The organism is Polynucleobacter sp. AP-Kaivos-20-H2 (assembly GCF_018882215.1).
Classification (GTDB): domain Bacteria; phylum Pseudomonadota; class Gammaproteobacteria; order Burkholderiales; family Burkholderiaceae; genus Polynucleobacter.
Window position 1 is genome coordinate 680,098 of sequence record NZ_JACVOX010000001.1, and the last position, 24,120, is coordinate 704,217.

A 24,120-nucleotide genomic window follows, 5' to 3' on the forward strand; every position below is an offset into this window, starting at 1 on the left:
ATTATTATTTTGTTTCGTCTGGGTTGTCTTCAGACTCAGGGGTAACTTCTTTAGCCTCTTCTTCAGAAACCTCAATACTGGTTTCTTCTAAAGTTGCTTCGGTTGTCTCTTCGTCAATCTCGCTGACCTCTTGAGCATCTGCATCAATCACTACTGTCTCAACAGTGGCAGATGGGTCAAACTCCATTACTGCTTGACCTAATTGCGCCGCAGCAGCCATTGGCGCCGCATCTTCCAAAATCGGCAAGCTTTGCAAATTAGTCAGACTGAGATCATCTAAAAATTGTTTGGTGGTGGCATACAAGCCTGGGCGACCAATGGTTTCTTTATGACCAATTACCTCAACCCAACCACGATCTTCTAATTGCTTCATTACATTACTACTCACAGCAACACCACGAATTTCCTCGATCTCACCACGGGTTACAGGTTGGCGGTAAGCGATGATGGCTAAAGTTTCCATAACAGCACGTGAATACTTCGGCGGCTTTTCTGGAGTAAGGCGATCTAGGTACTCACGCATCGAAAGACGGCTTTGAAAACGCCAGCCAGTCGCGATATGCACTAATTCCATACCCTTGTCATCCCAAGCTCGTTGCAGCTCGACTAATGCTTCATCGATATCTGCCGTAGTGATGTCTTCTAAAAATAAGCGAGACAAATCAGCAACGGTGAGTGGTTCCTGTGCGCACAGGAGGGCTGTTTCAATGACGCGCTTATTGTGATCGTCCATAAAATTCGGGCTACCAGGAGTAATCCTGACTAGGCTTTAAAAGGTATTTAGTAATGGGTTTTGGTGTTCTCAAGCTACTACGGACAATCCATCTCATCAGTTCTTCTTGGGATATGCCCGCGCTGAAACGAAGTACTTTTCGTTCACCTTGCGCCCATTATAAGGTAGGCTCAATACAATAGCCACATGCACAAGAATTCCACCAACCCCCTTTATCCACACCTATGGCCATCTATTCCTTAGAGCGCCGTCGACTCCTCGGCCTTGGAATTGGCATGGGCGCCCTCCTTGGAGGCGTAGGTTTGAGCTCTTGCAGCCTTGTTGGGAGTAAAAAGCCTGTAGTTGGCCTAGTTCTAGGCGCTGGAGCAGCTCGAGGTTTTGCTCACGTGGGCGTCATCAAGGCATTAGAAGCCCAAGGCATCAGACCCGATATTGTTGTTGGCAGTAGCGCTGGCAGCGTGATTGCCACCCTACTCGCATCAGGTGCTACTGGGAATGATCTCAATCGCTTAGCCCTCAATCTAGATGAGGCCACGATTGCCGACTGGGGCCTCCCTTTTACCGGCCGATTTGGTGGGCTCATCAAGGGTGATGCTCTGCAAAATATGGTGAACCGAGAAGTGCAAAACAAATCGATTGAACAAATGCGCATCCCCTTAGGAATTGTTGCTACTGAATTGCAATCTGGTCAAGGGGTTCTATTTAGAACAGGCAATACCGGTTTAGCCGTTCGCGCATCTTGCAGCGTACCCGGAGTATTTCAGCCGGCAGTGATCAGCGGTAAAGAATATGTCGATGGTGGTTTAGTAGCGCCAGTACCAGTCAGCTATGCGAGACAGATGGGGGCAACCTTAGTCATTGCAGTAAATATTTCTTCCGAGCCGGTTCATCAAGATGCCAGCGGAACCTTAGGTGTTTTGCAGCAAACTATTTCTATCATGCAGAGAAGTATCAATCAATATGAACTCAAGAGTGCTGATATCGTGATTCAGCCGCAGTTAAAGCAAATGGGTAGCGGTGATTTCAAATCCAGAAATGCCGCCATACTAGCTGGAGAAGCTGCGGCACAAGAGCAAATGGGCTTGATTAAAGAGAAGCTCAAGGGCTAGGCTCTTAATCCCAATTTCACAAAGGATCTGGTAAAGGAGAAAGATGCCAATGAATCAAAAAGTTAAAAAGAGTCAAGATGATTTTATCTGGACTCCGCCTGAGTTAAAGGCGTCCAAGGGGATTGATTCGCTTCCGAAGTCGCTACAGGAAAAACTTTCTGCCCGAAATATCAAGTTGCGGCATGAGAAGTTGAAACAGCCCTAATTAAAGGCTGCGTGATTTACGCTTGAGATTTTTGACTTCGTTAAGCAGCTCTTGACGCTCAGAGTCATCGAGATTGTCGCTACCGTCTAAACGACGTGCTCCGTCAAAACGTTTATCCCAGTAGAGACTGCCTAGATCATCCACTCGAACATTGGTGCCTTTAGAAGGCGAGTGAATAAATTTGTTATCGCCCACATAAATTCCGACGTGAGAAAAAGTAAGGCGCATCGTATTAAAAAATACAAGATCTCCTGGCTGCAATTCTTCACGGGTAATCGGTTTACCAACACGGCTCATTTGCGTTGATTTGCGTGGCAATAAGAATCCCAGCTTATCTTTAAAGACATAGCCAACAAAGCTACTGCCATCTAATCCAGACTGCGGTAATTCTGTATCCCAGCGATAGCGCACGCCAATGACTTCCATAGCGCGGTTAATTAATTCCTCTGATTTGCCAGTCACGGTATCGGCCAAGCGGTCTGATACTCGGGCAATGTAGGAGCGCCCTGCTTGGAACATGCTTTCTTTGGGAACTACGGCATCTGCAGATGCCTCTACCGCCGCATCAACCGCATAGGCAGATACAGAGATGATGGCGCCTAAACCTAGGCCCAGCAGTTTTAAAAGGAGTGCTTTTTTCAGTGACATCTAATCAGTTTAACAAAGAACCCTTAATTAACCAAGTTTTGAGTCTAAGCTTAAGTCTTTGTTTATAAACATAAATTTGCTTTAAATCAGGGCAAATGCACCAAATTAGCCCATTCAAGGGGGTTTTGATCCGCCATCTAAGTCAGCTCTGCAGCCGCAAATAGCTCCCTGGTATAGGTCTGACGGGGATGCTTAATGAGGGTTTCGGTATCGCCAAATTCCACTACCTTACCCCCCTTGAGAACCATCACTTCGTGAGACATTGCTCGAATCACCGCCAGATCGTGACTAATCATGAGATAGGCCAAGTTGTACTTTTTCTGCAGCTCGGTCAATAAGGCAAGCACCTGCTTTTGAATAGAGACATCCAATGCTGAGGTGGGCTCATCTAATACCAAAATTTGTGGGCGCAAAATTAAGGCACGCGCAATCGCAATTCTTTGGCGCTGCCCTCCAGAAAATTCATGGGGGTAGCGCAATAGCGCAGAACGATCTAAACCCACTTCTTTGAGCATATCCACTACACGTGTCTCACGTTCTGCAGTAGACAGTTTCGGAAAATGCACATCCAAGCCCTCAGAAATAATCTGCAATACGTTCATGCGCGGTGACAGCGAGCCAAAGGGATCCTGAAAGATCACCTGCAAGCTAGAACGCATCGCACGTCGCTCAATAGGCTTGAGTGTTTGCCAATCGCTGCCAAGCACATCAACATTGCCAGTCACTTCTGCCATTGAATCACCCAGCAAACCGAGCACAGCCATACCTAGAGTGGTTTTGCCAGAGCCTGATTCGCCAATGACACCGATAGTCTGACCTTGCTTTAATGCAAAGCTGACTTTTTTCAACACTTTATGTGATGGCGCTTTTTTAAACCAAGAGACTGACTCTGCGCTCGGGTAAGCAACCGATAGATCCTCTGTTTTCAACAACACTGGAGCTAATGGCATCAAAGGTGCCAGGTCACGTACCGGTTCACTATTAACCAAGGCGCGCGTATAAGGATCCTCTGGGTGTTCAAACACTTGTTTGGTTGGCCCAGCCTCCATCAAGTTACCTTGATTGAGCACAGCTACACGTTGTGCAAAATGCTTCACCAAATTGAGATCATGGGTGATCAACAGAATGCCCATACCACCATGATCTTTGGATTCCTCTTGGAGCTCTTTGAGTAAATCCAAGATTTGCAAACGCAAACTCACATCTAAAGCTGTCGTAGGCTCATCGGCAATCAGTAGTCGTGGCTTACACGCCAAAGCCATCGCAATCATGGCGCGCTGTCTTTGGCCGCCCGAGAGTTGATGTGGATAAGAATGAAAGCGGCGCTCAGGCTCAGGTATTCCCGTCTTACGAAGCAAATCAATTGCGGCATCAATCGAATCCGCTTTAGATATCAAAGGTTGATAGATCTGCACTGCTTCAATAATTTGATTGCCCACAGTAAAGAGCGGGTTCAAGGCCGTCATCGGCTCCTGAAACACCATCGCAATTTCGCGACCACGAATCTCCCGAATATCTTGGATAGACATCGAGAGCAAGTCTACTGTGCCCTTCCCATCTTTTTTATTCCACAGAATCTTTCCAGAGACTTTGGCGCCCTCGGGCTCTAAACGTAATGGCGCCAATGCAGTCAGCGTCTTACCTGAGCCGGATTCCCCAACCAATGCCACACGCTCACCAATGCCGATTTCTAAATCAAGATGATTGACCGCAAACTTTTCACGGCGACCCGTTCCAAATGAAATGCACAGATCCTCATAACGAAGCAAACTCATGAGCGACCTCCGCTCATTACGCCAGCCTTACGAGAATCAAAAGCATTACGCAATGCTTCACCCATAAAAGTTAATAGCAACAGAGTTGCCACCAAGACAACAAAGGTTGAGAGAGAGATCCACCAGGCATCAAGATTGCTTTTACCTTGAGAGAGTAGTTCGCCTAAGCTTGGAGTGCCCGGGGGTACACCCAAGCCTAAAAAGTCCAAACTGGTTAAGGACAAAATGGCGGCACTCATGCGAAATGGCAAAAAGGTAATCACTGGCGTCAAACTATTAGGAAGGATGTGACGCCACATGATTTGTAAATTGGTTAAACCCAATGCTCTTGCTGCACGCACATATTCCAGAGCGCGATTACGAAAAAACTCAGCCCGGACGTAATCCGAGAGGCCCATCCAACCAAAAGCGGCCAACAAAATAATCAGTAGGGAAACGCTAGGATTAAAGATCGAGGCAAAAATAATGAGCAAGTATAACTCTGGCATAGCTGACCAGATTTCTATGAGGCGCTGCGAGACTAAGTCAAACTTACCTCCAAAGAAGCCCATTAAAGATCCAGTGATGATGCCCACACTCACGCCAACAATCGTTAGTGCAAGACCAAAAAGAATAGATAAGCGGAAACCATAGATCAGGCGAGCCAAAACATCGCGCCCACGATCATCGGTCCCTAACCAGTTCTCCCATGAAGGTGGCGCTGGATTAGGTACTTGTGAAAAATAATTGAGCGTCTCATAGCTATAGTGAATCGGCGGGTAGATTGCCCAGTTTCCATTACTGGTAATGTTCTGACGAATATCGGGATCTAAGAAATCAGTTGGAGTCGCAAAGTCACCACCAAAGACAGTTTCTGGCTGACTCTTCACAATCGGAAAATAGAAATGGCCTTCATAGCGCACCACCAAAGGCTTGTCATTCGCAATCAATTCAGCACACATCGATAAACCAAACAGGACCATGAAGATCCACAGGCTTGCATACCCCATGCGACTATTCTTGAAGCGCTGCCAACGACTCATGAGCCGCCTCCTGCACCAAATTGAATACGTGGGTCCACATAAACATAGCAAAGATCCGAGATTAACTTGGTGAATAAGCCAATGAGAGTGAATAAGTACAGAGTGCCAAAGACCACCGGATAGTCACGTCGCATCACGGATTCATATGAAAGTAAGCCAAGCCCGTCTAATGAGAACAGCGTTTCAATTAAAAGCGAGCCAGTAAAAAATGCACCGATAAATGCAGCCGGGAATCCTGTCACTAAAGGCAAGAGTGCGTTACGGAATACATGCTTCCATAGCACTTGCTTTTCAGTAAGCCCCTTTGCGCGCGCAGTCAAAACATACTGCTTACGAATTTCTTCCAAAAAGGAATTTTTAGTCAACATGGTTACTACGGCAAAGCTACCTAAAACAGAGGCGGTAATCGGCAACACTAAATGCCACAAGTAATCCATGATCTTGCCAAGCAAACTCAGATCACTCCAATTATCCGAAGTAAGGCCTCGTAGCGGAAAAAGTTGCAAGAAACTACCTCCGCCAAAAAGCACCAGCAATAAGACACCCAATACAAAACCAGGAATCGCATAACCCACTAAGATCATGCTGCTGGTGACGGCATCAAAACGTGAACCATCGCGTACTGCTTTGGCTATTCCTAAGGGTATGGAAACTAAATACGTAATGAAGAAGGTCCACAGTCCGATGCTGATCGAGACTGGCAACTTAGAGACCACTAAAGTCCAAACGCTTTCGTGTTGGTAATAGCTTTCACCTAAGTCAAATCTGGCAAAGCGGCCTAACATCATGAAATAGCGTTCAAGAGGTGGCTTATCGAAACCATATAATGCTTTCACTTCCTCTAAACGCTGTGCATCGACACCTTGACGGCCGCGATAGGTTGATCCGGATCCGGAGGACTCGGAGCCGCCTGTTGCAGCACCACCCTTCCCTTTTAACTCCAATACCATTTGCTCTACTGGACCACCTGGAACAAATTGCACTACTGCAAAGGTAAGAGTTAGCACCCCCAAGATTGTCGGAATCATCAAGAGCAAACGTTTAAAAATGTAAGCGCGCATTTGACCTTGCATTATTTAGCCTCTTCTTTCCACCAGTTTTGCATGATCCATGCCTCGGCTGAGTAATACAAAGGAGGTTCTGGATAACGCATCTCGTGGCGGAAGGCAACGCGATGGGTTGGGTTGTACCACTGCGGCACAACGTAATAACTATTCCACAGAACTCTATCTAGGGCTCTCGTTGCAGTTCTTAACTGTTCCCGATTTTGTGCTTTGGTAATTTCATCAATCAAAGCATCCACCACGGGAGATTGCACACCAATCACATTATCAGAGCCTTTTTCTTTGGCAGCCTGACTGCCAAAGCGGTCCCAGAGTTCATTGCCTGGATTTTGAGAGTCCTGAAATCTGACGGTGGTCATATCAAAATCGTATTCATTCATGCGCTTTTGATGCAAAGCAAAATCGCTGGTCCGAATATCTACTTGTACTCCCAGCTTTTCTAAGTTGCGTACATAAGCAGAAATCACTCTCAAGAAGAACCCGCCATCCTCCACAATCTCAAAACGAAATGGCTCACCCTTTTCATTGCGCAATGCACCGTCACGATATTGCCAGCCCGCATGAAGAAGGAGCTCACGGGCTTTCTTTAAATTCTGGCGTAGGCTGCCAGGAGGCTGGGTTGATGGCGCCGCAGGCATTGGGCCAAAGACGGCATCTGGAACCCACTGTGGGTATTTTGCTTTTAAGGGCTTGAGTAGCTTTAACTCTGACTCTGTAGGTTTGCGAGGACCATCAAAGTTGGCACTCAAATCACTGTTGGTGAAATAACTATTGATACGGCTGTACTGATCAAAAAATATTTGGCGATTGAGCCATTCAAAATCAAGCGCATAGCCTAAGGCTTCACGCACACGCGCATCTTTAAAAATAGGACGTCGCACATTCATTGCGAAACCTTGCATGCCAGCGCCATTGTGATTTAGGAATGCTTTCTTTAAGAGAACACCTTGATCAAACTTAGAGCCCACATACCCTTTAGCCCAAATCTTGGCGCGATACTCAACCAGAGCATCAAACTCCCCCGCTTTAAAGGCTTCCAGCCTAACAGCATCATCGCTGTAAAGCTTATAAAGGACTCGATCAAAGTTATAAAAGCCAACGCGGATATTTAAGGGTTTTCCGAGTTGATCAGCCCAATAGTTTGGGTTCTTTTTAAAAACAATCGATTTACCTGCTTTGAAAGATTCAATCAAATAAGGCCCGCTACCAATTGGAGTTTCAAAAGCGAGCTTCTCAAATGGAATCACCGTTCCATCTGCTTGCTTACCCCAGTTCCGTGAGAACACTGGAAATGTTCCTGCCAGGATGGGTAGTTCAGTGTTGTCATTCTTAAAGTCGAAGCGAATAGACCGATCAGATAAAACAACTGCCTCTTTAATATCGGCAAATGTAGTTTTATAACGCGGGTGCGCTTTACCGCTCATCAAGGTATCAAAACTATATTTAACGTCAGCAGCCAAGACTGGGCTACCATCTGAAAATTTTGCCTCAGATCGAAGATGGAAGGTGGCCGACTTGTGATCTTTGGCTACCTGAATATCGTCTGCCAATAAACCGTAAATACTAGAGACCTCATCAGCACTTCCTTCGGCCAATGACTCAAACATCAATTCAATACCAGGAGCGGTGATACCTCTCAGGGTAAATGGATTGAATTTATCAAAGCTCGTTCTTTGCCCTGGGTTTGGCAAGACCAGGGTTCCACCCCGGGGGGCATTGGGATTAACGTAATCAAAATGGGTAAATCCATCAGGATATTTAGGCTTGCCGTATTGTGCAATCCCTTGTTCCGCAAGAGCTATATTGGCCCCTAGCCCCGCCAGCAGGGCTAGCAGCAAGAAATAGGCAATTTGTCGAATGGGCTTTAAGGTGGGCATATATGCAACAATTGTAGATAGCTAATCATATTTGAAGTAAAGGACACAACATGGGCTTTCTCACCGGCAAAAAAATCCTCATTACCGGCCTCCTCTCTAACCGTTCCATTGCCTATGGCATAGCCAAGGCCTGCCACCGTGAAGGTGCCGAACTAGCCCTTACTTATGTGGGCGAGCGCTTCAAGGACCGTATTGTTGATTTTGCAAAAGAATTCAATACCGAACTCATTTTTGACTGCGATGTGGGTAGCGACGAGCAAATCAGCGCCCTTTTTAAGGATTTAGCTAAATCCTGGCCCCAGTTTGATGGTTTTGTACATGCCATCGGCTTTGCGCCACGCGAGGCAATTGCTGGCGATTTCTTGGAAGGTCTTTCTCGTGAAGGCTTCAAGATTGCTCACGATATTTCTGCTTACAGCTTCCCAGCAATGGCAAAAGAAGCGCTCCCGATGTTGCGTGACAAATCTTCATTGCTCACATTGACTTATTTAGGATCCATGAAGAATGTTCCTAACTACAACACTATGGGTTTAGCAAAAGCATCGCTTGAAGCATCTGTTCGCTACCTCGCTGGCTCAGTTGGTCCTAAAGGCATTCGCGCTAACGGCATCTCTGCTGGCCCAATTAAAACTTTGGCTGCATCTGGCATTAAAGGCTTTGGCAAGATTTTGCAAGCGGTTGAGGAAACAGCTCCACTGCGTCGTAATGTGACGATTGATGATGTGGGCAATACTGCTGCATTCTTATTATCTGACTTAGCCAATGGCATCACTGCTGAAATCATTTACGTTGATAACGGCTTTAGCCAAGTGGTTGGCGGAATGGATGAAGTTTGAGCATTCCACTGCACGAGGCCCTGAAGTTCTGGACTAAGCTAGGCTTCATCAGTTTTGGTGGGCCCGCAGGACAGATTGCCGTTCTGCACCAAGAGTTAGTTGAAAAGCGTCGCTGGATTTCTGAGCGGCGCTTTTTACATGCACTGAACTACTGTATGTTATTGCCAGGGCCTGAGGCTCAACAACTAGTGACCTATATTGGCTGGCTCATGCACCGCAGCTGGGGCGGCATCCTGGCAGGCACACTCTTTATATTACCTTCCTTGCTTATTTTGATTGGCTTATCGTGGGTTTACCTCACTTTCGGACAGGTCCCATGGATTGCCGCCATCTTTTTTGGCATCAAACCTGCAGTAACTGCAATCGTGTTGCACGCTGCCGTGCGAATTGGTAAACGAACAATTCATAACCAAGCACTCCAATGGATCGCTCTTGGATCTTTTCTAGCCATCTTTATTTTGAATCTCGCCTTTCCAATCATCGTGCTGATTGCGGCAGCAATCGGATACTGGGGTGGTAAACGCTATCCAGAATATTTCCAACAAGCTGGTGGGCATAGCACGAAAGAAGCAAAACAATTTGGTAGCGCCATCATTGATGATGACACCCCTACCCCCGAACACGCCAAATTTACTTATTCAAAAGCGGTCCGTCATAGCCTTGTAGCATTGACTTGTTGGCTCCTTCCTATTGGTGCATTAATAGCCATCTTTGACTGGAAGACCTTGTATCCAAACATCGCGTGGTTCTTTACCAAAGCCGCATTGATGACTTTTGGTGGTGCTTACGCAGTTCTACCCTACGTATACCAAGGAGCAGTCGAACACTTTCATTGGCTCAGCGCCAACCAAATGATTGATGGTTTAGCACTAGGCGAGACTACACCAGGCCCACTCATCATGGTAGTGGCTTTTGTTGGCTACCTTGCTGGACATATCCAACACCTCATTGGCAATACCAATCCATTTTGGTTTGGGGTGCTTGGTGCTTGTGTTGCTACTTGGTTTACTTTTTTACCCTCCTTCTTTTTTATATTAGTAGGCGGTCCATTAATTGAATCAACGCACGGCAAGCTAGGCTTTACAGCACCGCTAACAGCAATCACAGCAGCAGTGGTTGGCGTCATTGCTAATCTAGGCCTCTTCTTTGCTTATCACGTCTTTTTACCAAGAGGCTTTGGCGGCTCAATCTCTTGGATCTCGATTCTGATCTGCGTTCTAGCTGGTTTAGCTTTATTTAAGTATCAAAAGGGTGTTATTTCGATATTGGGCGGTTCAGCCTTGGCTGGATTGCTCTTCTATTACATCTCTATTTTGATAGGATGAGTTTTTTCACAAGATTGGCATAATGGAACTTATGCGAATCGAACCTCAAACTATCACCCACCTGCAAGAATGGCTTGGTAAAACCGAGTCTCTGCAAGACACCGTCACAGCAGCCCCCGTACGCGCATTATCCGCAACCTTGGATCGCGATGATGCTGCACCAAGTAAGGGAACTTTTTTACCTGAGCTGTGGCACTGGCTGTATTTTCTGCCCCATGCCCGCGAATCCGAAATCGGGCCTGATGGTCATCCAAAACGTGGTGGCTTTCTTCCGCCGGTTCCATTACCTCGTCGCATGTGGGCAGGGAGTCGCATTGAATGGTTAAAACCACTTAGCGTTGGTGACGAGATTGAACGCGTTTCCACGATTGAGTCCGTAACCCATAAAGCAGGTCGCACCGGTGATTTAATTTTCGTATTGGTCAATCACAAAATCTCTAACCAGAACGGTCTGGCGATTATTGAAGAGCATGACATTGTGTATCGCGATGCTCCAGGACCAGACGATAAACCTGTTGACCCTACTGCGGCGCCTACCGATGCTAAGTGGAGTAAAACAATTACACCTGATGACGTACTTCTCTTTCGTTATTCAGCATTAACTTTTAATGGCCATCGCATTCACTATGATCGTAAATATGTCACTGAAGTTGAAGGCTATCCAGGCCTCATTGTTCACGGTCCTTTGATTGCGACACTATTGGTAGATCTAGTGCGCCAAAGCATTCCAGAATGCAAGCTTAAGAGTTTTGAGTTCCGCGCTGTACGCCCTACTTTTGATATCAATATCTTTAAAGTAAATGCCAAGCCGTATCTAGAAAAAGATCCGAGTGGAAAAACTATTTCCATTTGGGCCCAAGATCATGAGGGCTGGCTCACTATGCAAGCCACTGCTGTTCTAGCCTAAACACAAGAAGGTTTACTGATGACCACTCAACACCTTTCTCGCGAGCTAGCTAGCTTTGCGGCCAATTTACAGGCATCAGATATTCCAAGCGACGTCATGAGCCGCGCCGAAGACCTATTAGTCGATTGGTTTGGTTCAGCTATTGCTGGCAAAGGCTCGCACCCAGTGGAACTCATTACTCAGTTTGCCCAAAATATGGGTGGGTTTGATGCAACACACGCTGGCCCCTCTGAAGTTTTAGTTTCTCGTAAAACCTCTAGCCCCTTTTTAGCAGCAATGGCTAATGCCGCAGCATCACATGTTGCCGAACAGGATGATGTTCACAATGGCTCAGTTTTTCATCCTGCCACAGTAGTATTTCCACCTGCGCTTGCTTGCGCACAAGCCATTGGTGCATCTGGTGAAGATTTATTGGTTGCGGCAGTCGCAGGCTACGAGGTAGGTATTCGGGTTGGTGAGTTTTTAGGACGCTCTCATTACAAAGTGTTTCATACCACCGGTACAGCTGGCACATTAGCTGCAGCTGCGGCAGTTGGACGCCTACTCAAACTCAATCCAGATCAAATGCTCCACGCCTTTGGCTCTGCAGGCACGCAATCAGCCGGCCTTTGGGAGTTTCTGCGTGATGCTGCAGACTCCAAGCAACTACACACCGCCCATGCAGCCTCCACCGGCTTAATGTCTGCCTATATTGCGCAAGCTGGCTTTACAGGCGCTGAACATATTCTGGAGGGCAAGCAGGGATTAGCGGCAGGCATGTCAAGCGATAGCGACCCCAGTAAATTGGTTGATCGTTTAGGTACTCGCTGGGCTTTGGCAGAAACAAGCTTTAAGTATTACGCTTCATGTCGTCATACTCACCCCGCTGCAGATGCCCTACTTCAAGTCATGCTGGCAAACAAACTGTCGCCCAGCGATATTGCGAAAGTAGAAACCTTGGTTCACCAAGGCGCTATTGATGTATTAGGCCCGGTAACTGACCCTACTACCGTGCATCAGTCTAAATTTTCTATGGGAACGGTGCTCGCTTTGGTTGCATATTACCAATTTGCTGGCTTGCAAGAATTTGATCAGCACTTTCATGATGATGCCATCTGCGCTTTCCGTGAGCGTGTCTCTATGACGCTAGATCCAGAGGTAGATAGCGCTTATCCGCAACGTTGGATTGGCAAAGTCAAAGTTCACTTGAACAATGGGCAAATTCTGGAGGGTCGCGTAGACGAACCTAAAGGCGACCCTAGCAATACCCTATCTCGCGCAGAAATTACCGATAAAGCAATGCGCCTAGCCGCTTTTAGCGGGGGCGCTAACCCAAAAGAGATGAGCAAAGCAATTGATCCCTTGTGGAATATCCGCAAACAAGCCAAGATAGGCTTTCTACTGCCATCCACATAAGTAAACCCACCACTCGCTCCCTTATTCTCTAGATTGATATGAATCCACTCGAAACGCCACTAGGCTTTAGCACTAACTTTCTATTTGTACCAGGCACACGTCCTGAACGTTTTATGAAAGCCCTCGATAGTGGTGCTAGCGGCGTTGTCTTGGATTTAGAAGATGCCGTTGCGGAGGAAGACAAAGAGAGTGCACGTGACTCCATTCGCACCGCATGGCCTAGCTTTAGTCCTGAGCAAAAGAAGCGTCTAGTTATTCGTATAAACTCACCTGGTAGTAAATTTTATTCAGCTGACCTGATCCTTGCTCAACAACTTGAAGTTGCCTGCCTATTAATTCCTAAGAGCGAATCGCTCGACCAAATTAATGGAGCCGCCCTCATACTCCCCAATACTGCAATTATTCCCATGATTGAAACGGCAATTGGACTAGACAAACTGAAAGAAATAGCAAACTCCAATCAAGTCATTCGCCTTGCTTTGGGTAATTTAGATTTACAAGCGGATCTGGGCATGGTCTGCGACCGCCAAGAGACCGAATTGCAAACAGCGCGTTTTCAGATCGTTTTAGCATCACGACTTGCACAGATTGCCCCTCCTATTGATGGGGTTACACCCTCCACTGACGACATTGAGCGCATTACCGACGACGCAGAACGCGCAAAGCGTATGGGTTTTGGCGGAAAACTCTGTATTCACCCAAAACAAGTGGCTATCGTCATCAAGGCATTTACGCCAACTGAAGAAGAGCTAGCCTGGTCCCAACGGGTCGTTGAGGCAGACATGGCCTCCAAGGGTAGCGCTGTAAAGCTAGATGGCCGTATGATTGATCGACCTGTGGTGCTACTAGCCAAAAGAACTCTGGCAATTGCTGGTAAACACTAAGAGTTTCCTATGTCTAAAGAGTTACAAAACTGGCAAAATAATCCTGAGTTGCTTTGCACTCATATAATTTTTATTACTACCATTAGAGACTAAAATGAAATTACGTAAACCACTATTTGCCGGTTTCTATGCAATCGCTACCCTAGGATTTATTGCAGGTAATGCGTTAGCTGCAGATCCCTATCCAAATAAGCCCGTCACATTAGTTGTGCCGTTTGCTGCTGGCGGACCTACAGACGCTGTTGCTCGTCTGATTGCTGTGCCGATGGGTAAAGATTTGGGCCAAACCGTTATTGTTGAAAATACTGTTGGTGCTGGTGGCACCATTGCTGCAACCCGTGTTGCGCGCTCCGCTCCAGATGGCTACATGATTTTTATTCATCACATGGGCATGGCTACTGCACCGGCTTTGTATAAAAAATTGAACTTTGACCCGATGAAGGACTTTGAATACATAGGCCAAGTCGTGGATGTACCAATGGTGCTTTTGGGTCGCAAGAATTTCCCACCAAACAACTTTAAAGAATTAGAGACCTACATCAAGGCCAATAAGGATAAAGTAACGCTAGCAAACGCTGGTCCTGGTGCGGTGTCTCAGTTATGCGGCCTTTTGTTTATGTCGCGCGAAGGCGTGGAATTAACAACCGTTCCCTACAAAGGAACCGGCCCTGCATTAACCGATTTGCTTGGTGGCCAAGTTGACCTACTCTGCGATCAGACCACACAGACCGTTCCTTATATTAAAGATGGTTTAGTAAAAGCTTATGGCGTCACAACACCTAAGCGCCTGCCAGCCCTTCCTAACATACCTACCTTGGATGAACAAGGCTTGAAAGGTTTTGAAGTAAAAGTTTGGCACGGTATGTATGTCTCTAAAGGCACACCTCCAGCAGTTGTCAATAAAATCAATAAGGCGCTTAACGTTGCTTTAAATGATCCTGAAGTAAAGACTCGTTTAGCAGAGTCCAATATTGAAATTGTTTCACCAGCTAAGAGAACTCCAAAAGGCTTGCAAGAACATCTTGAAGCTGAGATTAATAAATGGGGTCCTGTAATTCGTAAGGCTGGAGCCTACGCTGATTAAGGGCTTACCTTAACAATAAAAAAGCCAGCATCTCGCTGGCTTTTTTATTTCTGCACATGCTTAACTTTTCGTAGATAGCTTGGTTTTTAACCCGGTCTAAACAAATATCCAGAGCGGGCTTTGTCCCTTTTCCTTCTATGGATCATTCCAATACAGGCACATATTGCCCATATGGCCAAGAAAGGATCTAGCAAGTAATCCCAAAGATTGGCAGACTCATGCCAATGGGCTGCCCAAGCCAGAATGGCGATAGCAATAATCCATACGCCCTTCGTCCAATTCGCCAAGCCACACACTAAGGCAAAAAATAGGACCGCAACTAAAAATGCAATAGATCCGTAACCCCATGCATAAGGATCGACCATTCCCAAGCCCAAGGCAAATGGATAAAAACATAATGCGATGATTGCCACGGCAAATTTGAAAACAATCGGTGCGGGCTTATTGGCTGGTAGCAATGAGATCCACAACAATAAAGTCAACACGATGCTCAGATCACCAGTCAAGCCACGCACATAGGCAACCAAGGGTAAGTTCATACCTAACGGCCAAAATAGAATATTTCCCATCAGAAGGGTTAAAAATACTTTGATAGCAAATGGAAAAGTATTTGGAGAAAACTTTTGCAAGATCCAAACACCCACTACCGCACAAGAAATAGACAATTCAATCAAAGCTATGATTTGCATAAACTGATTCATTGCTGCACCTCCTGATGAGCCGGATCTGCTTCAGTCCTGCTTACTTGCTGATAGGCATGCTTTAACCAAGCACCAGAAAAATATCGATGCCGAATCTTCTTGCGATCCCAGGTGTATACCAAATGCGCATCATCGCCAACTACAGTGATTAAGTAAGGGTATGAGAATTCTTTACGTTGAGCTTCAAGTATAGCTTCATCATCCTCTAATACCTCAATGGTTTGCCACTGCCCAGATTTGACATCGCTCATCAATAAGACCAAACGATAACGCCCATTTTCAGTATTGTTTAAAACCAAAATACGAGCGCCGCTTTTGAGAACAAGCCCAGCAACTGCAGAATTGGGATTGGCAATGGCCAAATCTTCTGACTGATGCCATGTTTGACCCGCATTTTCTGTATGACTAACCGGGATTTGCTTTGGCAACCCAGAGCTTCGTGTTTGCCGAAAATAAGCACTGGCATCTTGCGCATCATTTACAAATACGAGTGGCTGAATCGCACTGCGTCCAGAGCTCATACGACGTTTATCGATTACTTGACCCGCCTCTATTCTTAGAAACTCGCCAAAACGCCCTATCCATTCATGATAGGCTGGCAAGCCCAGTAGACCATCGGCGAACATCACATTAGGGGATTTCACGAGGGTACTTAAATTCAGTAAGGGGGAGCTAATGAGGCGTTGCGGCTTACTCCATGTCAAACCTTCATCATCCGATGTTATGGCAGAAATTGAACTACCTGCCCAACCGCCAATAGAGACGGTGACGAAGAACAATTGCAGACGACCATCGGCCAATCTGGCTGGTACAGGATTGCCTAACTTAGCGATATAACGTGAAAGCCCCTTCTCCGCACTAATGCGATCCATCACAACAATAGGCGCACTCCAGCTAGAAGACTTCAGGTCATATACGGAGCTGTAGATCGATACATCAGCAGCACCCTCGCGACTACCGGCAAACCAAAATGCTCTCACTGCACCATCTTTGAGAGCAATCATTGAAGCTGCATGGACTGAGGCAGCACCAGTATCAGGAAGCCAATGTGATTGCGGTATAGGAATGTTGATTTTGATGGGGCCTTTTGTCTTCGTTACTGCTGGCTCATCCAGAACTTCATCTACCTGGAAAGAAGGAGTAGCAAATGGCGCCCACACTGGGTGACTATCAATATGCAGAAAGCCAATCACTGCAGCAAGCAACAAAAAACAAAGGGCAATGACACGACTCATCTACAAACATCCTTTAAGTTCGATAAATCTGGGTTCGCTACCGGTGTAGAGATCAGGTACTCATTGACAAATAAATGTTTGCCAATCTGCCCCATCAACATTTCCTGAATTTCTTCATTAGAGTGACGGGCTCTCATCTCCATTCTTTGTCCAACAATCTGACAAGAATCACAGAGTGCAGGCTGAGCACCCAAAGAAGTATGCACCGCAACTAAAGAGTAGGCGGATGTCAGAGTTGCGACATCACTAGCATCTTTCGCTAAATAACCATGCAGTTTTGCACCTGGCAGCAACAATCGATACTCCTCATCCTTGGCTCGATAGTCACAAGGAATCCAAACATCCCTGCCTTGCAACTGAGCAATCGTTTCTGCCGAGTAGCGCCCTAAGCGCCCTTCTAATGGAGCAAGACTACTAGTCAACCCGCAATAAACCAAAAAGCAGGCCGCCAAAGAAATGGTTTTAGTAAAGCGTAGATTCAGTAAGCCAAGCAAGACCAGCAATATTCCTGCCGCCATGAGAATCCAATGCCAATAGGAGTAAGTCCATCCGCCAGCATCGCCCATAAATTGTGAGAACTGAAGATTGATACCAATCCATAGCAAGAGCGATAACACCAGTAATTGCAAAAGCAAGGCAATGCGGAAGCTCCATAAAGGCAACTTATCCCAATATAAGGCAATCAGCGCCGCAAAGGCTGGCATCACTGGTAAAAGGTAGCGACCTGAACGCTGACTAGGTAAGCTGAACACAATGAAAAACGCTGCTATCAAGAGCAGTAATAGAATCTCTTCTAAATTCAGAAAGCGACGTGCACGCCAGCATTGCATCAAAGTCGATATCAACACAAAGCTAAATAAGCCTGCATTAGCAATCGTCGTCAAAATTAAAAGCCAAATACTGTCGCCACCGCGCAGCAAATCCATGAAATAACTAGACTGGCGAGCAGCAAACTTACCGGCATTCTCGCCCAGCACAAATTCCTTCCAAACAGCTTCTGGATAGGGGTCCATGGCAAACCACAAGGCAAATACGCCTAGGGCAAGTACAGCAATCAGGATCAACTTATATAGGTCGCGGATAAGTGCCTGAGGAATACTCCACTGCCGCCAGCGCCAGTAATACAGTCCCAAAGCAAAAGTAGCAGGAACGATGTAGGCAAAAGATTTTGCAAATAGTGCAAGACCAAAACAAATCCCCGCCATCAATGGGAAAAAGAATTTAGATTCAAACGCACTCTTACCCCAATACAAAATCGCCATAAATGGTAGCGATACCCAAAATACTTCTGGGGGATCCGCTAAGAATGGTCGACCGTAGCGATAGGTTGCAAAAAAGGAAAGCCAAACTAATGCTGCCAATATTCCAGTTTGCGTTTTGCCACTGAAACGTCGGACTGCTAAAAATAAGAGAAATGCCGTAAGTGCGGTATATAAAACACTAGGCCAACGCAAATTTGCCAAACTCCATTCGCTTGCCCAATGCGTGCTAGCAATACCCTGCCAAAATATCAATGGCGGCTTAGTGTTTTTAATGCCATCCATTTCAGACTGCAGAGGCAGCCAATGGCTCGACTCCGCCGTCATGCGCACAATATGCATATAGGGGTACTCATCACCGTTTTTTGGCGCAAATCGGCTATCCAAACCATAAAGGTAGGTAAATACACCTAAAAGGAGTATCAATAAGGCGGAACGGTAAGAGAATGAAGCTCGCATGGCTATAGTTTATAGGGCTTATGGGAAACTCAATTAAAACCAAAGTTGGCCATATTTTCGAATGGGCTTATGAAAAATGAATCTGAAATGAATAACCCATTGCAACGCCTTCTTGATTAAGATGCTAAAAAAGCAATGTACAACTTATTACCCAGAAAATATTCCGAACGGAGATAGTCTTGATGCAAGCAAAGCATTTAAAACCCGCAATCCTTTTGTCCATTTATATTGCCATAAGTCATTGGAGCGGCTCCGCTCTTGCTCAAAACACTGATGCCAGTAATTTATACAAAAGTGGGCTAGCTGCTACTTGTGCAAACTGTCATGGAACAGATGGTAAGGGTGTGGTTGATGGTGGGATGCCGTTGATAAACAACCTTACTAGCGAACAAATACTGACTCAACTGAAAGCGTTTAAATCTGGTGCGCGTGAAGGCACCATCATGCCTCAACTAGCTAAAGGCTACTCAGACGAGCAACTCGAAACCATTGCCAATCAACTTGGCAAGAAACAATAAGGAAGCACATCATGGATCGTCGACACTTTATTGGGAATAGCGCAGCTGCCATCGGCTTACTTGCAGGCTTCTCTGGCCAAGCGAAGGCCAATTTACAAAAAGCAGAAATCCTTGTGATTGGCGGAGGGTATGGCGGTGCTACTGCTGCTAAATATTTACGCTTGTTCTCTAACAACACTGCTAAGGTGACATTGATTGAACCAAACCCTACGTTCATTTCCTGCCCGCTTTCAAACTTAGTTGTAGGTGGTTCACGCACCCTCTCTGATATCACCAGCTCTTATGACAACCTCAGCAAACGTCATGGGATCAAGATCATTCAGGATAGCGTCACCAGCATGGATCCTGATAAGAAAACAGTCAAACTCGCCTCTGGAAAAACCTTGCGCTACGATAAGGCCGTAGTTTCACCTGGCGTTACCTTGATGATGAATAGCATTGAGGGGCTTGCACAAGCCAATAAAGCTGGCGTCACACTCCAGGCCTGGAAAGCGGGTCCTGAAACTACCGCCTTACATAAACAACTCGCCTCTATGCGCGATGGTGGCACTTTTGCCATCTGCATTCCGGAAGCACCGTATCGCTGCCCTCCTGGTCCTTATGAGCGCGCTTGCCAAGTCGCAAACTATCTCAAGCACAATAAGCCAAAGTCTAAGGTGCTAATTCTGGATGCCAATCAAGATGTCACCTCAAAGGGCGCTCTATTCAAAAAAGTGTGGGCTGAGCAATATTCAGGATTGATTGAGTACTTACCAAAACACAATGTGGTGGCAGTAGATGCAAAAACCAAAATGGTTAAGCTTGAAGTTCAAGATGATATTAAGGCGGATGTTTTAAATCTATTGCCTGCAATGAGTGCTGGTGAGATTGCTGTTAAAACCGGCTTAGCCAACTCTAATGGTCGCTGGGTCAATGTCAATTTCCTAAACTTTGAATCCACCGCGCAAAAAGATATTCATGTTTTAGGAGATTCGATTCAAGTTGCCTATGCAATGCCCAAATCAGGTCATATGGCTAACCAACACGCCAAGGTAGCTGCTGCTGCCATTGTGGCAGAGCTGAGTAATTGGGAAGTAAACCCCGCACCAGTTCTCACCAATACCTGCTATAGCTTTGTAAATGACCGAGAAGTGGTTCACGTCGCTAGCGTCCACCAGTACATTGCTGCCGAAAAAACCTTCAAGCCAGTTCCAGGATCAGGAGGCCTCTCTCCAGCACCCTCCACTCTTGAAGGGATATATGCCTGGGGCTGGGCTCACAATATTTGGGCAGACAGCCTGGGTTGATCTAAGTTAATACTTAAAAAAATGAGGCTGAGCGCTTCTTTTTTGTTTACATGGCCCTATAGATACCTATGCTAAGTAAAACATATTAAATAAATCGGAGACTTTATGAGCATGACCCCTACTTCACCAAAGGATGCATCCAAACTAGAGAATGCCATTGAAAGATGGACTGTCCCCATTGGAAATTTATTTGTCTCTTTATTCCATCGGATTGCGCTATTCGGAATCGGTGCTGCAACCGTTTGGTCTGCGGCTGTTGCATTCTTGGGAATGGTCAACAAGGGCTCAGCTTCGATTGAAGATCTCCTCTTGCTTTTTATCTATCTCGAAATTGGCGCCATGGTTGGAATTTATTTCAAGACCAACCATATGCCAGTCCGCTTTTTGATCTATGTAGCGATCACTGCCGTTACTCGTCTCATCATTGACTTGGTTAATACCAAGCATGAGGCTGATATGCCCATCCTATTTATGGGGCTGACTATCCTCATTTTGGCCCTGGCTAATGCCGTCGTTCGTTACGCATCATTTAAATTTCCCAGCAGATCGGGCGAGAGTGAATAATGCTTTATAAGAGGGACTCTACTCTTCCCCCTTCACCCTCATCAAATTGATAGGGGTGAACGCCCCTATTTAAGCAGTTTCGAACGTAATCAATGCTCGCACGCAATGCATAGTAGTCATCAGACATACGTTGTGAAATATTGATATTTAAGGCCTGGTACTCGAGCAAATTGAGTCTTTTTAAATAATCATCGCGCTGTTCGTCGTTAAATCCATTGAGCAACTCTTGCTCTAAGTATTTTAAAGAGCCGTATAAACGATTAATCTTATTTTGCATTCTTCTGGCGCGATACCCAGGCAGCGCTTGCAAAATGGGATACCCTAAAACACAGAATGGCAACATTATAAAAATGAGGCGACTAATGAGCTCGGCTAGCCAAAAAGGAAAATAATTCACCAACAAAGGGTAATTATTTTTCTCGTAATGAATTGCAACAGGACTTTCAGGCAACATGGAATCCTTAAATGAGGGAAACTCTCCGCGCTCAGAAAAGAAAGATTCTTTGCCATTAATCTCTCTAGCAGCCTCCAAAAATAGAAATTGAATAGCCGGATGCATGCGGTCATCAATCAATAAATTCGTTGTTGTTGCCAACAGCTTCATATCAGTTGGTGGAAAGTTACGTGGCAAATTAAAAGCCCCCTGAGGGACATTCAAAATATTGAGATAGGGCATTAATTTGGCATAGGCTGCTGCACGTTTAAAGCTGACTAAATGCAAGGACTTATCGTTTAACAAGGCCTGTACATTGGGAGCATCATAGGAATCCACAATAAAGGTTCCATCTATCTCGCCTGCCTGCAGTGCTTTCACTGCATCATGCCCAGCAAGATTGAGAACTTGCACTCCTTTTTCATAGCCAGCGGCCTTCAGTATTTTGGTTGACTGAGCATAGGTACCGCTGCCCTCAATTCCTACAGAAATCTTTTTATTAGCAAAATGTTGAAGTACGACGCCCACCGTATCGGACTCGGTAGACTTTAGCTCAGGACCTCGATAAAACAACCAAATAGGATCGTAGGCGATTGCACCTAGGGACTGAATACCAGTCACTTCCTTGGAGTGGCCTACTCCGGCCTGGACAAAAGCAACTTGTACGGGGTCGTCACGATCTGATAAGCGATCAATATTTTCTTGCGCTCCCGTAGTAGTGACCAACTCCAGAGTAATACCCTTTGCCTTGAAAAACTCCACATACTTTTTTCCGAGATCTTCATATGAGCTACCTGGGGATCCATTAGCCATGAGGACATGTCTTGGAGGCGGTGGGTCTGCATACCACCAAATACCCATCAAGATTGTCAGCAGAAGAATCAGAAGTGGCCAAGTCTCATGCAAAAACTGAATGAAATCACTCCAGCCCTGCTGAGCGCTCTCAGTTAAGCCTAAATATGTTTCTTGAAGGTCTTGTTTAAAGCTTCCCATAAGCTACCGATCGGCAAATATTATTAATGGTAATGATAATAGGCTTATTCTGATTCTTTCAATTAGACTTTTAACACCCTGAAAACATGATAAATCTTAGAAAATCCCAAGATCGCGGCTATGCTGACCATGGCTGGCTGAAAAGCTTCCACTCTTTCTCATTTGCTGGCTACCACGACCCCCGTTTTATGGGCTGGGGAAATCTGCGCGTCATTAATGAGGATCGCGTGGCTGCAGGAATGGGTTTTGGCAAGCACAGCCATCGCAATATGGAAATTATTAGTTATGTACTATCTGGAGAGCTGGCGCACGAAGATAGCATGGCCAATATCAAAGGAATCCCGCCGGGGGATGTCCAGCGCATGAGCGCCGGTAGTGGGGTCACTCATAGCGAGTTCAATCACGCCAAAGATCAAACCACTCATTTTTTACAAATCTGGATTGAGCCCAATGTTTTAGAAATTGAGCCAAGCTATGAACAACAATCCATCCCAAAAATAGAAAAAGATGGCAAGCTGCGCATCATTGCCTCCCCTACCGGAACTGATGGTGCTGTGAAAATTAATGCAGATGCCAAGGTCTATGCTGGACTTTTTGATCAGGGTCAATCATTCGAACTAGCATTAGATCCCAATAGAAAATCCTACGTTCACCTTATTCGTGGTTCACTTGATGTGAATGGCCACATTTTAAATAGCGGTGATGCCCTCTTAATACAAGATGAAAACCAATTAGCACTCTCTCATGGAAAAAGCGCCGAAGTCTTGGTATTCGACCTCAGCGCTTAGTGTATTTCTGAAGAGCCAGGGTTAATCTAACTTAATTTTGGCCTTTTCAATCACTGTTTTCCATCGAGCAATGTCTGAAAAATACAGGTCCGAGAATTGCTGAGTATTCATCGGGGCAATTTGTACTCCAGCCTTTTGAAAACGGTCCTTCATCTCAGGGGTTTCTAGGATCTTCAAAATAGAGTTATTTAACTCCTTGATGATTCCTTGAGGCGTTTTGGCAGGCACAAATACTCCCTGCCACAAAGCCATCTCGTAACCCTTAACACCCGTCTCTTGAATTGTTACTAATTCTGGGGCACCACTAAAACGATTTTTACTGGTGACAGCCAATGCCCTTAACTTGTCGCCTTTATATAAAGGGAGGCCTACTGGCATGCCTGCGAAATAAAAGTCGATCTGTCCACCCATTAAGTCTGTAGCAGCAGGTGACCCACCTTTATACGGAATATGAATGGCTTGCAATCCAGTAGTCGCTAAAAATAATTCACCAGCCATATGATCGGAGTTACCAATTCCTGAAGAGCCAAAACTCAATTTACCTGGCTCGGCTTTAAGCATTGCCATTAAATCCGCAACGCTCTTGGCTGATGAGTTGTTATTGACAATCAGAATATGAGGAGTTGCCGCGACCCCAACGACCGGCAATAAATCTTTTTGGCCATTGAACGGCAGTTTTGGATTGGCTGCCACATTAATAGCCAGGCCATTTTGTGCGAACAAGATGGTGTAGCCATCAGGGGCGCTTTTTGCCACCGCATCTGCTGCTAGGCTTCCTGCTGCGCCGCCACGATTCTCAACAATAATGGGCTGCTTTAGAGCAATACTGAGATCATTGGCAATTATCCTGCCGACAATATCAGTAGAGCTTCCTGGCGCATAACCAATCATCATCTTGATAGGTTTATCTGGGTAGGCAGCCCAGGCTGCCCCTGCAAATACTGTAACAACAGCCGGAACAACTACTGCACCTATTACTATGTTTTTTATTAGTTTTTTAAACATATGTCTCCTCCAGTA

At 45.8% G+C, this 24,120-nt stretch carries 23 protein-coding genes; 12 read left to right on the forward strand and 11 right to left on the reverse strand.

All coding sequences use genetic code 11. From position 1 onward, the window contains the following. Positions 1-4: 4 nt before the first annotated feature. Positions 5-733 carry an SMC-Scp complex subunit ScpB gene (gene scpB, locus ICE89_RS03445; protein WP_216264860.1) on the reverse strand — a complete coding sequence of 243 codons (729 nt, stop codon included), beginning with the start codon at positions 731-733 and terminating at the stop codon, positions 5-7. 224 nt (positions 734-957) lie between these two features. On the opposite strand from scpB, the gene ICE89_RS03450 reads away from it, so the two are divergent. Continuing rightward, the gene (locus ICE89_RS03450) at positions 958-1,842 is read left to right on the forward strand and encodes a patatin-like phospholipase family protein (protein ID WP_370625319.1); all 885 of its coding nucleotides are present in this window, start codon (positions 958-960) and stop codon (positions 1,840-1,842) included. A gap of 43 nt (positions 1,843-1,885) precedes the next feature. After that, positions 1,886-2,047 (forward strand): hypothetical protein, encoded by a 162-nt coding sequence (locus tag ICE89_RS03455; RefSeq protein WP_216264861.1) that lies wholly within the window; start codon positions 1,886-1,888, stop codon positions 2,045-2,047. Here the strand turns inward: ICE89_RS03455 and ICE89_RS03460 are convergent, their stop codons facing one another. The 5 genes from ICE89_RS03460 to ICE89_RS03480 form a co-directional block, all read right to left on the reverse strand. Then, positions 2,048-2,695 carry a C40 family peptidase gene (locus ICE89_RS03460; RefSeq protein WP_216264862.1) on the reverse strand — a complete coding sequence of 216 codons (648 nt, stop codon included), beginning with the start codon at positions 2,693-2,695 and terminating at the stop codon, positions 2,048-2,050. It abuts the gene before it with no gap. A gap of 137 nt (positions 2,696-2,832) precedes the next feature. Then, complete coding sequence (locus tag ICE89_RS03465; protein WP_216262086.1) at positions 2,833-4,470, reverse strand: ABC transporter ATP-binding protein; 1,638 nt, start codon at positions 4,468-4,470, stop codon at positions 2,833-2,835. Next, a complete protein-coding gene (locus ICE89_RS03470; protein WP_072583477.1) occupies positions 4,467-5,492 on the reverse strand; it encodes an ABC transporter permease in 1,026 nt (341 codons plus the stop codon). The genes ICE89_RS03465 and ICE89_RS03470 overlap by 4 nt, the downstream gene beginning before the upstream one ends. Next, on the reverse strand, positions 5,489-6,553 hold the full coding sequence (locus ICE89_RS03475) for a microcin C ABC transporter permease YejB (RefSeq protein WP_216262638.1): 1,065 nt from the start codon (positions 6,551-6,553) through the stop codon (positions 5,489-5,491). Before ICE89_RS03475 ends, ICE89_RS03470 begins: the two co-directional genes overlap by 4 nt. Before the next feature lie 11 nt (positions 6,554-6,564). Then, entirely contained in the window at positions 6,565-8,433 is a 1,869-nt protein-coding gene (locus ICE89_RS03480; RefSeq protein WP_216264863.1) for an extracellular solute-binding protein, read from the reverse strand. A 50-nt stretch (positions 8,434-8,483) separates the two neighbouring features. Here ICE89_RS03480 and fabI point away from each other — a divergent pair, with 50 nt between their 5' ends. From fabI to ICE89_RS03510, 6 genes are all read left to right on the forward strand, one after another. After that, positions 8,484-9,269, forward strand: a complete 786-nt coding sequence (gene fabI / locus ICE89_RS03485) for an enoyl-ACP reductase FabI (RefSeq protein WP_216264864.1) — start codon at positions 8,484-8,486, stop codon at positions 9,267-9,269. Next, positions 9,266-10,594: a chromate efflux transporter gene (gene chrA, locus ICE89_RS03490; protein ID WP_216264865.1), complete on the forward strand. Its 1,329-nt coding sequence runs from the start codon at positions 9,266-9,268 to the stop codon at positions 10,592-10,594. Before fabI ends, chrA begins: the two co-directional genes overlap by 4 nt. A gap of 22 nt (positions 10,595-10,616) precedes the next feature. Next, entirely contained in the window at positions 10,617-11,501 is an 885-nt protein-coding gene (locus ICE89_RS03495) for a MaoC family dehydratase N-terminal domain-containing protein (RefSeq protein ID WP_216264866.1), read from the forward strand. Positions 11,502-11,519: 18 nt separating this feature from the next. After that, positions 11,520-12,896 carry an MmgE/PrpD family protein gene (locus ICE89_RS03500; protein WP_216264867.1) on the forward strand — a complete coding sequence of 459 codons (1,377 nt, stop codon included), beginning with the start codon at positions 11,520-11,522 and terminating at the stop codon, positions 12,894-12,896. Positions 12,897-12,934: 38 nt separating this feature from the next. Further along, a complete protein-coding gene (locus ICE89_RS03505) occupies positions 12,935-13,780 on the forward strand; it encodes a CoA ester lyase (RefSeq protein WP_216264868.1) in 846 nt (281 codons plus the stop codon). A 94-nt stretch (positions 13,781-13,874) separates the two neighbouring features. Further along, entirely contained in the window at positions 13,875-14,864 is a 990-nt protein-coding gene (locus ICE89_RS03510) for a tripartite tricarboxylate transporter substrate binding protein BugD (RefSeq protein ID WP_216264869.1), read from the forward strand. 86 nt (positions 14,865-14,950) lie between these two features. Here the strand turns inward: ICE89_RS03510 and ICE89_RS03515 are convergent, their stop codons facing one another. The 3 genes from ICE89_RS03515 to ICE89_RS03525 are packed head-to-tail and all read right to left on the reverse strand — an operon-like array spanning position 14,951 to position 18,518. After that, a complete protein-coding gene (locus ICE89_RS03515; protein WP_216264870.1) occupies positions 14,951-15,565 on the reverse strand; it encodes a hypothetical protein in 615 nt (204 codons plus the stop codon). Then, a complete protein-coding gene (locus ICE89_RS03520) occupies positions 15,562-16,800 on the reverse strand; it encodes an exo-alpha-sialidase (protein ID WP_216262108.1) in 1,239 nt (412 codons plus the stop codon). Before ICE89_RS03520 ends, ICE89_RS03515 begins: the two co-directional genes overlap by 4 nt. Next, positions 16,797-18,518, reverse strand: coding sequence for a glycosyltransferase family 39 protein (locus ICE89_RS03525; RefSeq protein ID WP_216264871.1), 1,722 nt, complete (start codon positions 18,516-18,518; stop codon positions 16,797-16,799). The genes ICE89_RS03520 and ICE89_RS03525 overlap by 4 nt, the downstream gene beginning before the upstream one ends. Before the next feature lie 182 nt (positions 18,519-18,700). Here ICE89_RS03525 and ICE89_RS03530 point away from each other — a divergent pair, with 182 nt between their 5' ends. The 3 genes from ICE89_RS03530 to ICE89_RS03540 all read left to right on the forward strand — a co-directional run bounded on the left by ICE89_RS03530 (position 18,701) and on the right by ICE89_RS03540 (position 20,886). After that, positions 18,701-19,036, forward strand: a complete 336-nt coding sequence (locus ICE89_RS03530) for a c-type cytochrome (RefSeq protein WP_216262112.1) — start codon at positions 18,701-18,703, stop codon at positions 19,034-19,036. A gap of 11 nt (positions 19,037-19,047) precedes the next feature. After that, positions 19,048-20,322, forward strand: a complete 1,275-nt coding sequence (locus ICE89_RS03535) for an NAD(P)/FAD-dependent oxidoreductase (RefSeq protein WP_216264872.1) — start codon at positions 19,048-19,050, stop codon at positions 20,320-20,322. Between the two features lie 105 nt (positions 20,323-20,427). After that, positions 20,428-20,886: a phosphate-starvation-inducible protein PsiE gene (locus ICE89_RS03540; RefSeq protein ID WP_216262116.1), complete on the forward strand. Its 459-nt coding sequence runs from the start codon at positions 20,428-20,430 to the stop codon at positions 20,884-20,886. A gap of 4 nt (positions 20,887-20,890) precedes the next feature. On the opposite strand, the gene ICE89_RS03545 is transcribed toward ICE89_RS03540, so the two are convergent. Continuing rightward, positions 20,891-22,312, reverse strand: a complete 1,422-nt coding sequence (locus ICE89_RS03545; protein WP_216264873.1) for a TAXI family TRAP transporter solute-binding subunit — start codon at positions 22,310-22,312, stop codon at positions 20,891-20,893. A gap of 86 nt (positions 22,313-22,398) precedes the next feature. On the opposite strand from ICE89_RS03545, the gene ICE89_RS03550 reads away from it, so the two are divergent. After that, positions 22,399-23,100 carry a pirin family protein gene (locus ICE89_RS03550; protein ID WP_216264874.1) on the forward strand — a complete coding sequence of 234 codons (702 nt, stop codon included), beginning with the start codon at positions 22,399-22,401 and terminating at the stop codon, positions 23,098-23,100. Between the two features lie 21 nt (positions 23,101-23,121). On the opposite strand, the gene ICE89_RS03555 is transcribed toward ICE89_RS03550, so the two are convergent. Then, positions 23,122-24,105, reverse strand: coding sequence for a tripartite tricarboxylate transporter substrate binding protein (locus tag ICE89_RS03555; protein WP_216264875.1), 984 nt, complete (start codon positions 24,103-24,105; stop codon positions 23,122-23,124). Positions 24,106-24,120 lie beyond the last annotated feature (15 nt).

Coding starts and splice junctions, on each gene's coding strand:
- scpB (WP_216264860.1), bottom strand. CDS start 733: ATGGACGATCACAATAAGCGCGTCATTGAAACAGCCCTCCTGTGCGCA.
- ICE89_RS03450 (WP_370625319.1), top strand. CDS start 958: ATGGCCATCTATTCCTTAGAGCGCCGTCGACTCCTCGGCCTTGGAATT.
- ICE89_RS03455 (WP_216264861.1), top strand. CDS start 1,886: ATGCCAATGAATCAAAAAGTTAAAAAGAGTCAAGATGATTTTATCTGG.
- ICE89_RS03460 (WP_216264862.1), bottom strand. CDS start 2,695: ATGTCACTGAAAAAAGCACTCCTTTTAAAACTGCTGGGCCTAGGTTTA.
- ICE89_RS03465 (WP_216262086.1), bottom strand. CDS start 4,470: ATGAGTTTGCTTCGTTATGAGGATCTGTGCATTTCATTTGGAACGGGT.
- ICE89_RS03470 (WP_072583477.1), bottom strand. CDS start 5,492: ATGAGTCGTTGGCAGCGCTTCAAGAATAGTCGCATGGGGTATGCAAGC.
- ICE89_RS03475 (WP_216262638.1), bottom strand. CDS start 6,553: ATGCGCGCTTACATTTTTAAACGTTTGCTCTTGATGATTCCGACAATC.
- ICE89_RS03480 (WP_216264863.1), bottom strand. CDS start 8,433: ATGCCCACCTTAAAGCCCATTCGACAAATTGCCTATTTCTTGCTGCTA.
- fabI (WP_216264864.1), top strand. CDS start 8,484: ATGGGCTTTCTCACCGGCAAAAAAATCCTCATTACCGGCCTCCTCTCT.
- ICE89_RS03495 (WP_216264866.1), top strand. CDS start 10,617: ATGGAACTTATGCGAATCGAACCTCAAACTATCACCCACCTGCAAGAA.
- ICE89_RS03500 (WP_216264867.1), top strand. CDS start 11,520: ATGACCACTCAACACCTTTCTCGCGAGCTAGCTAGCTTTGCGGCCAAT.
- ICE89_RS03505 (WP_216264868.1), top strand. CDS start 12,935: ATGAATCCACTCGAAACGCCACTAGGCTTTAGCACTAACTTTCTATTT.
- ICE89_RS03510 (WP_216264869.1), top strand. CDS start 13,875: ATGAAATTACGTAAACCACTATTTGCCGGTTTCTATGCAATCGCTACC.
- ICE89_RS03515 (WP_216264870.1), bottom strand. CDS start 15,565: ATGAATCAGTTTATGCAAATCATAGCTTTGATTGAATTGTCTATTTCT.
- ICE89_RS03520 (WP_216262108.1), bottom strand. CDS start 16,800: ATGAGTCGTGTCATTGCCCTTTGTTTTTTGTTGCTTGCTGCAGTGATT.
- ICE89_RS03525 (WP_216264871.1), bottom strand. CDS start 18,518: ATGCGAGCTTCATTCTCTTACCGTTCCGCCTTATTGATACTCCTTTTA.
- ICE89_RS03530 (WP_216262112.1), top strand. CDS start 18,701: ATGCAAGCAAAGCATTTAAAACCCGCAATCCTTTTGTCCATTTATATT.
- ICE89_RS03535 (WP_216264872.1), top strand. CDS start 19,048: ATGGATCGTCGACACTTTATTGGGAATAGCGCAGCTGCCATCGGCTTA.
- ICE89_RS03540 (WP_216262116.1), top strand. CDS start 20,428: ATGAGCATGACCCCTACTTCACCAAAGGATGCATCCAAACTAGAGAAT.
- ICE89_RS03545 (WP_216264873.1), bottom strand. CDS start 22,312: ATGGGAAGCTTTAAACAAGACCTTCAAGAAACATATTTAGGCTTAACT.
- ICE89_RS03550 (WP_216264874.1), top strand. CDS start 22,399: ATGATAAATCTTAGAAAATCCCAAGATCGCGGCTATGCTGACCATGGC.
- ICE89_RS03555 (WP_216264875.1), bottom strand. CDS start 24,105: ATGTTTAAAAAACTAATAAAAAACATAGTAATAGGTGCAGTAGTTGTT.